This window comes from Pantoea sp. USMM079, from assembly GCF_037153115.1.
Classification (GTDB): domain Bacteria; phylum Pseudomonadota; class Gammaproteobacteria; order Enterobacterales; family Enterobacteriaceae; genus Pantoea; species Pantoea communis.
In genome coordinates, this window is sequence record NZ_JBBCKX010000033.1 from 38,190 (window position 1) to 50,453 (window position 12,264).

Sequence of the window (12,264 nt, forward strand, 5' to 3'; positions counted from 1 at the left end):
CTACTCCTCCTTGTTCCCGGAGAGCAGCTCAACCTTAACCTTTATCCTTAGTGGGCATTTTTCTAAGGCCCTTTAACCCTCAGGGCCCTATTTTTTGAGTGTAGCCAATACGCAATATGGCGGGGCGGTTCTCCTTCGCCCCCCGGACACGCCACACCTGTAATTTGTCCCACGTATGCTTCCGCAAGGCCGGTGCAGAATATGCGTAAGTAAGGATGATTGCCGTTTTTTGAAATTTAAGCTCAGATTATAATTTTTAAGGTCATATATAATGGTATGAGCACCTCCCACCACAGGGAGCAGGCGACATTTTACTCTGCGATAGCCATTAAGCCGACAGCGAACTGGAGAGCGTAGGATTCCGTGACGATTTCAAACTTTTAGCAGATGAGAATTTCCCTTTTCCTTGCCCTAAACTATGTTTAAACCGAAATGTTCAGGGAACACCCATTTCGCCATGCAATACCCACCTCGGGGTGTAAACCCCGAGGTGTAAGTCTTCAATAAAATCTATAAGTCACAGATGGGCTCAGTCACACGTGGGCCTGCTTGCTTCAGTTCGCATTTCATTTCACAGCGATTATTACGTTTCAGGCGGCTCGTGCGCTGCTTTTTATGGCCCGAAAAACTGATGCGTACAGCTTCTCATTGAGCTTCATCAAGCTACCTCAAAAGGACTAAATGATGAAATTACAGCCCATTGCGTTGATTATTGCTTCGCTGTCACTCAGCACAGTTGCGCTAGCCCAGACAGCCCCATTAACTATTCCGCATCCTGATAACTTTGAAAAACTGAGCCAGCCATCGCCAGACGTTACGATGCCTGAAGCCTACGTAAAGGCCGTAGCCCAGCAGGCATACATCTGGGGTTATGCCATGGTAAACCAGTTTAACCGCCGGGCTACCATTACTCAGGCACCCTATCCGGCACTGAATGGCGGGATGGTACCGGTAGCCCCGATGGGCAAGCTCAGCATGCTCACAGACTACATTAAACCCGAAGAAACCTTTGTCACCTGTCCGAATCAGGACGTGGCTTACGGGCTCGGTTTCTATGCGCTGGACAGCGGCCCCATCGTTCTGCAGGTTCCTGATTTTGGAGATCGGTTCTGGGTATACGCCATTTACGATGCGCGCACAGATCAGATTGGCAATGTAGGTAAACCGTACGGCACCAAGCCGGGCTTTTATTTACTGGCTGGCCCGGACTGGAAGGGAAAAACGCCAGCGGGGATTAACGGGGTGATTCGCTCATCGACCGAAATGGCCAATGTTATCCCGCGTATCCAGATGGATGACACCAAAGAGGACCGTGCCGCCATTCAGGCTCCCATCCGACAAGTAATGTCCTATCCGTTGAGTGAATTCGACGGCAAGATGAAATCATTCGACTATTCGAAGATCCCCGCCATCGGCGATAAGCCAGACCCCAGCGCCGGAGAGGTTCACTGGGTCGTCCCCGATAAGTTCTTCGACCAGCTTGAAAACGTGCTCAAAAAAGTCCCGCCTCTGCCAGGTGAAGAAGCTTATTACGCTCAGTTCCGTCATCTCGTCGCCGCAGGGAAAAAAGATCCCAAGATTCGCCAGTGGATGAACGAATCCGCAGAGCAGACGGATAAGACCGTCATTGCGGACTTCTTTAAATGGCGTAATAACGGTGTGCCGGCAGGCAATGGCTGGAACCGTTCTAAAAATAATGCCCAGTTCGGCGTGGACTATTACAACCGGACCGGTACGTCAAAATCGAACATGTTCGATAACAAGCCGGACGAAACTCAGTATTTTTACACGGATAACGATGCATCCGGCGCGCAGCTTAGCGGCAAGGACAGCTATACCGTAACGTTTGCTAAAGGGCAGTTACCGCCGGTGAAAGGATTCTGGTCACTGACTCTCTATAACGACCGACACCTTTTCAGCCCGAATGATCTTAACCGCTTCTCTCTGGGCACAAAGAACAAGGATCTGAAATACAACGCTGATGGCTCGCTCACGCTGTATGTCAGCCATGCCTCACCGGGTGGGGATAAGGCGAATAACTGGCTACCCGCGCCGGAAGGCAATATTTCTCTCTACATTCGCGCCTACTGGGGAGAAAAAGCCATTCTGGATGGCACCTGGCAGCCTCCTCGTATAGAGAAGGTCCAGTAACAGTTCGCCCATTTCACCCTTGTGCAATCGTTCCGCAGAAAACCTTCTGCGGAACACTTTGATATATCATCAGAGACAGCTTCTGCTTTTCGTTCATGGCAATCATCCAGTAACTCTGCATTAGCAAACCACCTTAATGCTGTTTGATAAATGCTTTATTTAACAGATAGTTACCTTTCTTATTTTGTCTTCTTCTTTACCTCTTTAGATAACTTCCAGCCTTGTAGCCCGTGTCGCAATCCATTCGACCTTACACGCCCATAATTTCATTAATCGTCTGTAAGTGAGTAACTGAACATGAACGGCATGGTCGTTGGCGCTGACATCGCCAAAAACGTTATTCAGCTTCACTATGTTGATACTGAAACCGGAGAAGTGATTAACAGGGCGGTTAAACGCACCTTGTTTCTGAGCTTCTTTCAGAACCGGAAACCCTGTTTAGTCGGTATGGAGGCCAGCGGAGGCGCACACCACTGGGCCCGGCAACTGAGTCTTCTGGGACATCAGGTCAAGCTGATGCCCGGCGCCTATGTGAAAGCATTCAATATACGAAACAAAAATGATATGGCAGACGCTGAAGCAATCTGGCGCGCTGCTCAGCAGCCGGGTAAAGCCGTGGCGGTGAAAACGGAAGCGCAGCAGGCGATGCTGGCACTTCACCGGGTGCGATTTCTTCTCGTTAAATCAAGGCAGATGCAGGTCAATGAACTGCACGGATTGTTGGCTGAGTATGGTGAAGTGATGCGCAAAGGCAGAGCGAGCCTTTTCAGCAGTATGCCTGACATTCTGGCGCGTCTGGAGGAGAGATTGCCTGCTGAGCTCATTGAAACCCTGCGTGAACAGCTCGCGGAAATTGACCGCCTTGAGCATCGAATCTCTGCACTGGAGCGGCGAATCAAATCGCTGAGCAAAGATGATCCCGGCGTAAGAGCGATCAGCGATATTCCCGGCGTTGGTTTTCTGACAGCAACGGCGGCCATTGCAGCAATGGGAAGCGCCGGTGCATTTCGTTCCGGCCGGGAGTTTGCGGCCTGGATAGGTCTGGTTCCAAGGCAAACAGGGACAGGCGGCAAAGTGGTACTGAAGGGCATCAGCAAGCGAGGTGATAAATACCTGCGTAAACTACTGATTAACGGTGCGCACAGCGTTATTCAAAATGCTAACGAACCGGGGGCGTGGGTAACCAATCTTCTCAAGAGACGGACAGTAAACGTTGCCTCCGTCGCACTGGCCAACAAAATGGCCAGAACAATATGGGCAGTTCTGGCACACAATAAGCCGTATATCAAAGCACCGCCGGAAACGGTGCAGCATTGAAGAATTCAAGATCAGTTAGTCCCCTGCGATTGCGCGGGTAGTTGTAAGTAATGACATGACAGGTCAGACCGGGGCGCACTAAACCTGAAAAAAGTATCGAACTACGGGTTCGTAAAGGTAATGAGGCGTGCGCCAGCGGAATTCATTAGGGCCCGCGACAGCCCAGGCTGACGCAGCAAGGCCGGATATATAACTGCAATCGCCTTAATGTCATCACCCCACAACTGCCTGGCATACGGGAGGTGCTCATATATATTTCTTGAACAATGCAGTTGTCACTGTGAGGGTAAGTCCCAGCATTAACGCTGCGGGCAGTAGCATAAGGTTTGGATAGACCGCTGAAGGCCATGAGAGGTAGGCCATCACCGGAAGATACACAGCCGGTTTAATCAGCCTTTTCGCGCGATGGTACAGAAAAGATGATTCATAACCGGCACCAAATCGCCGTAAATCACGTCGGCCAAGCCCTTCGACCACGGCGACACATATGACCAGGACGAACAGCGGTACAGAAAGGGTTATGATAGTGACGCGAATCAAAGTCACTACAGAGACGTATACCGTTGCCAGCATGTACTGCTGCAGATAACTTCCCAGCCAGCTGCTGGCCCCCTTAAGATTGCGCGATACCTCATTGCCGCTATTCATCTCTGCCTGATATTTTGCCTGTATCCAGCCGATGATCCCACTGTCCACAAACGCCCACTGATAGGCATCCGTTATCCAGCGCGTCACCGTTGCAGCCGGCTCGGAAAGCAGCAGGCTGCGGGTAAAATCAGAAGACAGATAGCCAAACTCGGTATTCATCACCGCCTGGCTATGCGCGGCACCCATTTCAGGCCAGAAAAACGCAATTCCAACATATTCAATGACAAGGCTCACCATTAGAGAAGCCAGGATCACGCCAACGAGTTTCCACGGCCAGCCCCAGACCAGGTTATAGAGCAGCCCGTGCTCACGTGGTTGCGCAGGGTGCGGTTGCGGATATTGCTGCGGTGCGGTACGACGTGCCTCAGCCATTGTTATCTCCCTTCACTGGCGCAGCTGCTGAACTGCGGCTGTCCCACCACCCTTCACTGCTGTGGTAATTCCGGCGCATCTCTTCTGCAAGACGCGCGATGTTCTCAGGCATATGCACGTCACCTGCATCGCCCGCCGGCAGCGGCATGCGAATTTTCCAGAGCTGGCCGCCCTCAAGCAGCGCAAACGCCTGACCTTTAGGCAGTGTGACAATGTCGGCAGGCTCAAGCAGTGGCACCTTAATAGTGCCGACGCGATCTTGGGTGCTAGAGGTAAAGTCGTGATTGACGGTGACGTCAGCTGAATCCTGATGACCTGAGACCAGCGTTTTGCTGTAGATTTCAACCTGCGGCAGCTGTGAGGTCAGCAGTTCTGCCGTCCGGTTTTCTCTCACGCGCAGCATGATCAGGTTGTTGAAGTTACCCTGAACCTGAGAGGTTTTGGCCGCGCTCCCGATACGGGCTTCAATATCAGATGAAGTCTGCGTATAGGCCGTCACCTGCATGCCCGCACCGCCGCCTTTATTGATGAGCGGGATAAACTCATTGCCCATCAGTTCGTTGAATTCATCGCAGTGCAGGTTAATGGGGTCCTTGCCCTCTTTTGAACCCGGCAGGCCGCCGTTGATACCGTGCTTGTAGATGTGACCGGCCACGCTAACCAGATCGGCAAACATGCTGTTATGGCACCAGTCTGACATGGTTATTTCCTCTTTTTTCAAAAAACAAGAGGGCACTGTCCCGTGAGGAACAATGCCCTCACGGGACGGCAACGTGTTTACTTAACGATGCCGGGTTGGTGTGTTATGCAGCTTCAGCCGCACGTTGATCTAACTGCAGTAAAAACTCTGACGCTTCTCTCGCGTGCCGGCAGGCACGAAAGAGTGCTTTTTTGTCCGACTTCAGTACCTCAAGCCACGATTTTATGTAGCTGTCGTGCTGAACATCGCCAAACACGCCGAGCTGGGCGCAGAGAAACGCGCTGCCCATCTCCGCTATCAGCTCCTCAAACGCATACACCGGATCGCCGAACTTTTTCGACGGTTTGGTTATGCCTTCGCGGTTCAGTCGTGACTCATGGCCGGTGGCGTGTACAACTTCATGCAGCAGCGTGCTGAAGTAGTCGGCGTGGGTAAAAAACTGTTCAGCCTTCGGCATCAGTATGGAATCAGTGTGTCTGGCGTAACAGGCCCTGTTCTGTAATCTGAACTCAACCTTAACGCCCGCCATATGCACAATCTCACATATCCGTTTTTCCGTCGGCCAGTCGATCGTGCCGGGGTATTCAGCTACGGGAGACTCATGCGGTGCAGCCGCAACACTGTCCGGTAAACCGTCACACTGCTCGACGTTAAACAGGAAGTTAGGCTTTATCATGGCCCGCGATTCCATCAGCGGCTTACCGTCGGAATCAAACAGCTTGTTTCCGCTGGCATCCTCAGCCTGCTTTTCAAACGGTCTGAAGATAATGGCCTCTGATGACGTTTCACCTTTGCGAACCTGCCCGCCCAGCTCCTGCGCCTGACGATAAGTTACCCAGCGATCGGTGCTGTACCCTTTTTCCTCTGCGGCCAGCCATAACAGCAGCACGTTAACGCCGCTGTAAGGCTTACCGGTTAAGGCATTAACCGGTAACGGACCCGCTGCGGCGTAGCGGCCAGCAGTGCGCCACGGTTTTTTCCATGGCGCCACGCCGTTCTCCAGTGCCTCTACGATACGGTCAGTGACCTTCTGGTACAGATCGACGCTCTCAGTTTTCTTCGTGCGACGGGTTTTAGTTGGTTTGGCCATGAGATGCTCCTTAAATGAAAAAAGGGCGCATCCCTCCCCTTACGGGCGAGAAATACGCCCGTAAGGGGAAGTGGTTAACGCACCGGAGAAATGATCTTTCCGTCGGCGGTTATGCTGTTCAGCCGCAACCGGAGTTGCCGCCTGGAATGATTGAAAGCGTGGCGGTCATGCCGCTTACTGTCAGTAAACATTGCTTCTTCAAGCATTGAAGCTGCCGAACAGAACCACCGGGCCCGCTCTTCGTCGCAGCTGCAGTCACAAAAATCCGAAGTCCTCATCAGGTCGATCCGTTCTCGGAACAGCCCGAGTTTACGTTGGCTGAGCCAGCTGATGGTTTTGCGCTTCAGCTGATAAGGTGAACGGACAGACAGAACAACCACCTTGTCTGTCGGCGTTATTGGACTGAAAAAGGACGGGTCATCTACAGTGAGATCGTACGTCTCAGAGATCTGACCAAAATTCAGTTCTACCTGCACGCCCGGGTCGGTACTCCCGCCGCTGTATTCAAGCGCGTAAATGCGCTCTTTGCGATAGAAAAGCTGACCGGGTAATCCGTTCCTGAATTCCAGGAACAAACCTTCCTGCGAACAGATAACAAGCCTGACTGACATAGCCTGATGGTAAGTTTCATGAAATAGCTGCGCGAGCGCGCCACTGTTGAAAGTAAACATAGGATCACCTGCTGTAATAGCGGGATCTGTCTCCTTCCGGAGAGCAAATCCCGGAAGGATGGGTAGACAGGTCAGCTGTTGTGCTGCTGAGCAAGCCAGAACTCAATGCCTGATATGGCTTCCCACTCTTCAGTGGTGACCTGCTTGCCGGGACCGGAGGTTATTACCAGCAGCAGGTGTTCAATTGCGCCAGGTATAACAAACGATGCCGGTATTTTTTCAGGTGCTTTAGTAAACATATCCATATTCCATGCCAGCCATCGCTGCGCGAAATGCCAGCTTTGAGGACAGGAACTGGTTATGTAATAGCTTTCGGGGCATAGGTTATGCAGAAGAACCAGCACGATGCGTACGAATAAATCCTGCTTGCATCGCTGGCTCTCCACTTTACGGTATGGCCGAAAATTATCCGATAGTGTCTGCCTGAGGTAGAACGGATTGAGGCAGTAGCCTTCGACGTCCTTATGGTTGAACGTGACCGAACCCTCTTCGTCAAAAAGTTCTGACGCGCGGTTCATGTCAAAACCCAGCTGCTTATAAGGCCGGAGCTGAGCGGGAAGAAGCCAGAAGGCTTCTTTAACTGCGTCGGTAAATCTGAACCACTGTTCATCATTTATGGACGCTCCCTGCTCAAACTGGTAAACGCCCGGAAGGACCAGAGGCTCGGTTGGTGTATGTGTCATGATAAATCTCCATTAAAAAGGGGATTTACCGCCCATAGGGAGGTAAATCCCCGTTGGGTTAAGTTAGATTGATTGCCAGATCAGCGTTTGCCTGTTTTCAGTTCTTCGAGCGTGAACTCAAGTTCTGAAATCAGCCCCCAGTCAGCCGTCGTAAACGGACGTTCACCCCCGGAAACGCAGCTGATGAGCAGTTCATCAGCTGCGCCGGTAATGAAACCTTCCGTGCTGAAAGGCTGAGGAGCATCACTGTCCGCAATCAGTTGGTGCCGTATTGCCCAGCGAACCGGAAGCGCCCAGCTGACGCCGCCGGCTGATGACGTTATCTCAAAGCAGTCTGAGCAATGGTGATACAGCATCAGCAGCGCAATCCGCGTGAAGAAGTCGATGGGCTGACCTTCCGTTTCAATACGCAAATCCGGGCTCATATCCAGGGTAAACATCACGCTTCTGGAAATGTAATTCCCTTCGTCTTTTCCACCGAATTCAAAAGCCTCGGGTTGAGTAAACATCATGGACGCGCGTTCCAGACGTTTACCTTCAGTTGGCGAGCACGGACGGAGATGTACCGGTAACAGCCAGAATGCTTCAGTGACTGCCAGGGTAAAACTGTGCCACTGGCTCGGGGATATCCATCCGCTCTGCTTCAAGGTATAGGTAACGTGTTGGGGCGGTACGGAGATTGGTGTCATGATAAATCCTCAAAAAAAGGGGATTTATCCCCCTGATGGGGAATAAATCCCCACAGGGTTACGTCAGATTAGAGAGATTCTAATCTGGCAATTTCCAGGTCTCCCAGACCGTCATTATGACCATCTGAAGAAATCCGTTCATGCAAAGTGCGGTCGAGCCTGATGCTCATTGCACGGATGGAGTCAACCAGGTCAGCACAGACAGGACTGAGAAAGCGGTCCTGAACCATACCGAACTCAAGGTTGTAAATAACGTTGATCTGAACGGACATAGTGACGGGCAGTTCACCGTAGAGGTGCACCTGCTCGTCAAGGTCGTCCAGACCAAATCGTTGATAGGCTAATGCAGTAAGCATGTCGCACTCGTAGTTAGCTAACTGCAGCATATCTGCCAGGTTTGTTGAAATAGTCATATTCCACTATCCCTTACTGATAGGCATAACGCAGATTAGCCATCTGATCTGCCAGCTTCAGTGCAAAACGACGAGCCTGACGGTAAGAGCGGAATACCTCATCCGGCTTTTTCAAAGATCCAAACCGGTGATTACCGTAAAACGTGCCGGAACGTGTAAGTATGCCGGCCGTCCATTTTCCTGAAGGTAACTGATGAACCTGAACCTTAAAGCTGAGTGAGCCAGCCCGGTTCGTTATCCACTCTTCTTTTCTTTTACCGGCAGCGGCGCGATCCCGCAGGGATGACGCTGCAGCAGAGGCTGCTGAAAAGATGCCTTTTATGGAAAAGGTGGTTGGTAATAAAAGGGTATGCATGGTGTTTCTCCTGTTGAGCGGGAAACACCTGCCCTGTCGGGAAGATGTTTCCCGATGGACATTCGCATAGCGAATGTATGGTTCAGACGACTGCGCTGTTATTTCTGAGCGGTGAACACCCTGAAAGTTGCAGCATCAGACGCGGCATGCTGAGCGGCTTTCGCTGCAGCTTTATGTGTAAAATGCTCACCGTGCCGGCTGAAAATGAACTCATCGCTTGGCCGGCCTGCAATCAACGTTCTTGCCATAACAATGGCGTGATAACGTTGATCGTCAAACCAGACGCGGGAACGAAATTCATAATGACCGGAAAGTGAAGCAAGCCACGATGTTCCCCTGAGTGCAGCCTTAAGATCAGGACATTCAGATGCAACGCGGGTTGCAACGGAAAGGACCAGATCGAATGGCGTACGCAACTCATTCAGAAACGAGCGGGTTATGGACATAGTTTCTCCAGAAAACAGAGAAACATTTGCCCTGTCGGGAATGTTTCCCCGAAGGACGAAGCCGGATGGTTGAATGTACCTTCATCGCCAGGCAGTAGGAGCCGTGATTGACGATATCTGCTTCCAAAGGCGAGCAGATGTACCACACTGATGTGTTCTCCCTTTCAGGCTACAGGAGTGTTGTTTGCAGCTACCCGAAGGCGGTCATCTCAAGCTACAGACCATTGGTGGTTGTCCGAAGACAACGTAAGAAGCGTTTTAATAATAGCGTCTGCTTAAGGCAAATTACAAGAGCCCGTTATTCATCAGACTCATCAAGCCGGTTATAAACCCGTGCAACATAAGCCCCTCGCCCGTCACCATGTCCAAGATCCATTGAAACTAAAGCCTCAGCCTCTTTGCGACTCATGCCATTTTCTAAATGATGATTTACTGCATCCTTAGAATAGGCATACCTGAGACTATGTGGCGCATGGATTCCGGTCATACCACTTTCACGTAATACGTTATGATAACGATCAAGCGCCTGATGAAGCGTTGGCTTATCGATTAACTTGCCGTTATTTTTTTCTATGTACTGAATAGATTCATTTAACAGGTTAACAACCTTATTTCTCTCAAAAACGGTGGCATCACGTGGACGACCACCTTTAGAGCCAAACACAACGCGTACATTATTATTTCCGGCTTCCAGACTTTTTCGCCATGTATTTAATGACTTTGCCGACTGAACCGTTTCCTCCGCGCGCAACCCGATATATCTGGCAAGCTGCACACCTAAAGCAATCCCCCTGTCTTTCTCTGAAACCGTCAGGACAATTTCTTTCAGACGCTCGTCAGAAATGGCAACTTTAGTGCCTTCGCGGCTGGCCCCGGAAATATTCAGCGCCTGATTACTCAATTTATCATGCGCGGGATTAGCTAGCACGTTACGCCCCCCCTGAGAAAGGATTGAACGTAATGCGGCCATTTCATTTTGCAGCGTCCGGGACGAAATATTTTCACCCTGACGACTACGAATATAGTTTTCGATATGTTTGGTTTTAATATGGCTTACGTCCCGAATCTGAATATTAAGGGTTGCCAGTCGCTCCGAAAAGCGACTGGCAATCTTTGAACGATCAGAAACCGTTTTAAAACTTCCTCCGCCCTGACGTGCGAGCGTGACGAGCTGCTTACCTAATTTTCCGGACATTGCTTTTCTCCATCAGAACCCACAGCTGTTGACCCGCTAACCCACAGCTGTATGACTCTGAATCGTTACATCTCTTCCCCGACGACACGGTTGCTTTTGCGCTTCCTGCGTCTCGACTGGTATCTGTGCATCGGGGCGGCGAAATGTTGAGTTCTTGCGAGGCTCCCCAGGTCTCTGACCTGTTTGCGGCTTGCGCCGTGCTGACGTTAGTCAGTCTGCCTCCGTACACCAGTTTCCTGATGTCGCCATCGATACCGAGTCGATCATTCTCCTTCTAGTAAAACGCCCTTAACGGGTTGTTCGTTAACGTCGCGTCATGGTTGATAAATAGCCAGTTGAGCATCTGAAAACACGTAATACGTGCACGTCAGATTGTACCGGCATGATGAAAACCGCACTGTACGTGGGTTTGACCGTTATGCGCTGCGCGCGTCACTTTGTTCTCGTCTCACTCGAACCAAAGTGACGCGCGCAGCTTCATGCTCCTAATGCGTCTTCCGCAAGCACCCAATTGCTCCAAATGGGCTTATGCGTCATAGCAAAAGTCGTATGCAGCTCAGGGCGTATCCCTGAAAATCTCATAACGTAAGTGAAGAAAAGCATCATTGAGGATGCATTGTCTGCGGGCGTAGGCGTATGTAAAAGCCAAGCTTTGGTGTGATTAATGTACCCCCATCGTCGCGTCGTAGGTGCGCATGTTTTGACGATATCTGCTTCCAGGAGCGAGCAGATGTACCACACTGATATGTTCTCCCTTTCAGGCTACAGGAGTGTTTTCATAGCTACCCGAAGGCGATCCTCTCAAGCTACCGGACCATTGGTGGCCGCTTACGCGGTTGTCTTACACAACGAATATTGAAGCAGGTTTTGCCAAATGTCAAAACCTGCAGTTCAGTCCAAGAACGATTAGCTATTTTAGAGAGCAATCTTTTTTGTAATTGTTCAGTAAAAGAAGGTAGTTCAGGATAAATAAATTCTTTACTAACCCATACATCGCTAACTCGTGACGAATAACGGATATACTAGAGGAGGTAATGCGTATTTTTAGAAACCCTTCGTGGAGTATATTACTTAAAGTAACATCACTAATATCATTAACATTAACTACTTCGCATATTTTCTGTACATCATTCGCAGGATAAACATCGCCTTCCAAAAGACTACTAAACATAAGCACGCCTTGCTGATTCTTAAGCCTCTGATTTAATGATGCAGGTGTAACAATTGTATTGAACGGATTGTATAGCTCAATGGAACTTAGATCTCCATAATAATTGTTATCACGGCCTTGCATATAAAAAACACAAGAGTTTACATACTCTGACCTGCTCCCCGTTGATTAATACACCGCGATGTTAGTAGTGTCTTCATAATGACCCTGACCCCGAATATGATCCAGGCATAATCAGGAATAACCGGCTTCTGACCCTGACCCCGAATATGATCCAGGCATAATCAGGAATAACCGGCTTCAGGTTGGTTGCTAATTCTGGCAACCGGCAGATTTTTCGGCGAATTCGGATGGGGTCATCCA

At 50.4% G+C, this 12,264-nt stretch carries 11 protein-coding genes and 1 pseudogene; 2 read left to right on the forward strand and 10 right to left on the reverse strand.

Going from position 1 to position 12,264, the window contains the following annotated elements; all coding sequences use genetic code 11:
* The first annotated feature begins 684 nt into the window (after positions 1-684).
* Together WFP70_RS25080 and WFP70_RS25085 are read left to right on the forward strand one after the other, a co-directional pair.
* Complete coding sequence (locus WFP70_RS25080) at positions 685-2,151, forward strand: DUF1254 domain-containing protein (protein ID WP_337024759.1); 1,467 nt, start codon at positions 685-687, stop codon at positions 2,149-2,151.
* Positions 2,152-2,448: 297 nt separating this feature from the next.
* Positions 2,449-3,468 (forward strand): IS110 family transposase, encoded by a 1,020-nt coding sequence (locus tag WFP70_RS25085; protein ID WP_337024725.1) that lies wholly within the window; start codon positions 2,449-2,451, stop codon positions 3,466-3,468.
* A 246-nt stretch (positions 3,469-3,714) separates the two neighbouring features.
* On the opposite strand, the gene WFP70_RS25090 is transcribed toward WFP70_RS25085, so the two are convergent.
* The 10 genes and pseudogenes from WFP70_RS25090 to WFP70_RS25135 all read right to left on the reverse strand — a co-directional run bounded on the left by WFP70_RS25090 (position 3,715) and on the right by WFP70_RS25135 (position 10,730).
* Positions 3,715-4,488 carry a TIGR03747 family integrating conjugative element membrane protein gene (locus tag WFP70_RS25090; RefSeq protein ID WP_337024724.1) on the reverse strand — a complete coding sequence of 258 codons (774 nt, stop codon included), beginning with the start codon at positions 4,486-4,488 and terminating at the stop codon, positions 3,715-3,717.
* Positions 4,481-5,170, reverse strand: a pseudogene (locus WFP70_RS25095) (TraM recognition domain-containing protein); the annotation flags it as partial. The pseudogene WFP70_RS25095 and the gene WFP70_RS25090, both read right to left, overlap by 8 nt.
* Positions 5,171-5,291: 121 nt before the next feature.
* Entirely contained in the window at positions 5,292-6,278 is a 987-nt protein-coding gene (locus WFP70_RS25100) for an ArdC family protein (protein ID WP_337024723.1), read from the reverse strand.
* Positions 6,279-6,352: 74 nt separating this feature from the next.
* Positions 6,353-6,949, reverse strand: coding sequence for a hypothetical protein (locus tag WFP70_RS25105; RefSeq protein ID WP_337024722.1), 597 nt, complete (start codon positions 6,947-6,949; stop codon positions 6,353-6,355).
* 71 nt (positions 6,950-7,020) lie between these two features.
* Complete coding sequence (locus WFP70_RS25110; RefSeq protein WP_337024721.1) at positions 7,021-7,632, reverse strand: hypothetical protein; 612 nt, start codon at positions 7,630-7,632, stop codon at positions 7,021-7,023.
* A gap of 80 nt (positions 7,633-7,712) precedes the next feature.
* The gene (locus WFP70_RS25115; RefSeq protein WP_337024720.1) at positions 7,713-8,321 is read right to left on the reverse strand and encodes a hypothetical protein; all 609 of its coding nucleotides are present in this window, start codon (positions 8,319-8,321) and stop codon (positions 7,713-7,715) included.
* Positions 8,322-8,389: 68 nt separating this feature from the next.
* Positions 8,390-8,734 carry a hypothetical protein gene (locus tag WFP70_RS25120; protein ID WP_337024719.1) on the reverse strand — a complete coding sequence of 115 codons (345 nt, stop codon included), beginning with the start codon at positions 8,732-8,734 and terminating at the stop codon, positions 8,390-8,392.
* A 13-nt stretch (positions 8,735-8,747) separates the two neighbouring features.
* A complete protein-coding gene (locus WFP70_RS25125) occupies positions 8,748-9,089 on the reverse strand; it encodes a hypothetical protein (RefSeq protein ID WP_337024718.1) in 342 nt (113 codons plus the stop codon).
* 98 nt (positions 9,090-9,187) lie between these two features.
* Entirely contained in the window at positions 9,188-9,535 is a 348-nt protein-coding gene (locus WFP70_RS25130) for a hypothetical protein (RefSeq protein WP_337024717.1), read from the reverse strand.
* Between the two features lie 298 nt (positions 9,536-9,833).
* On the reverse strand, positions 9,834-10,730 hold the full coding sequence (locus WFP70_RS25135) for an integrase domain-containing protein (RefSeq protein WP_337024716.1): 897 nt from the start codon (positions 10,728-10,730) through the stop codon (positions 9,834-9,836).
* Positions 10,731-12,264 lie beyond the last annotated feature (1,534 nt).

Coding starts and splice junctions, on each gene's coding strand:
- WFP70_RS25100 (WP_337024723.1), bottom strand. CDS start 6,278: ATGGCCAAACCAACTAAAACCCGTCGCACGAAGAAAACTGAGAGCGTC.
- WFP70_RS25115 (WP_337024720.1), bottom strand. CDS start 8,321: ATGACACCAATCTCCGTACCGCCCCAACACGTTACCTATACCTTGAAG.
- WFP70_RS25125 (WP_337024718.1), bottom strand. CDS start 9,089: ATGCATACCCTTTTATTACCAACCACCTTTTCCATAAAAGGCATCTTT.
- WFP70_RS25085 (WP_337024725.1), top strand. CDS start 2,449: ATGAACGGCATGGTCGTTGGCGCTGACATCGCCAAAAACGTTATTCAG.
- WFP70_RS25105 (WP_337024722.1), bottom strand. CDS start 6,949: ATGTTTACTTTCAACAGTGGCGCGCTCGCGCAGCTATTTCATGAAACT.
- WFP70_RS25090 (WP_337024724.1), bottom strand. CDS start 4,488: ATGGCTGAGGCACGTCGTACCGCACCGCAGCAATATCCGCAACCGCAC.
- WFP70_RS25135 (WP_337024716.1), bottom strand. CDS start 10,730: ATGTCCGGAAAATTAGGTAAGCAGCTCGTCACGCTCGCACGTCAGGGC.
- WFP70_RS25080 (WP_337024759.1), top strand. CDS start 685: ATGAAATTACAGCCCATTGCGTTGATTATTGCTTCGCTGTCACTCAGC.
- WFP70_RS25130 (WP_337024717.1), bottom strand. CDS start 9,535: ATGTCCATAACCCGCTCGTTTCTGAATGAGTTGCGTACGCCATTCGAT.
- WFP70_RS25110 (WP_337024721.1), bottom strand. CDS start 7,632: ATGACACATACACCAACCGAGCCTCTGGTCCTTCCGGGCGTTTACCAG.
- WFP70_RS25120 (WP_337024719.1), bottom strand. CDS start 8,734: ATGACTATTTCAACAAACCTGGCAGATATGCTGCAGTTAGCTAACTAC.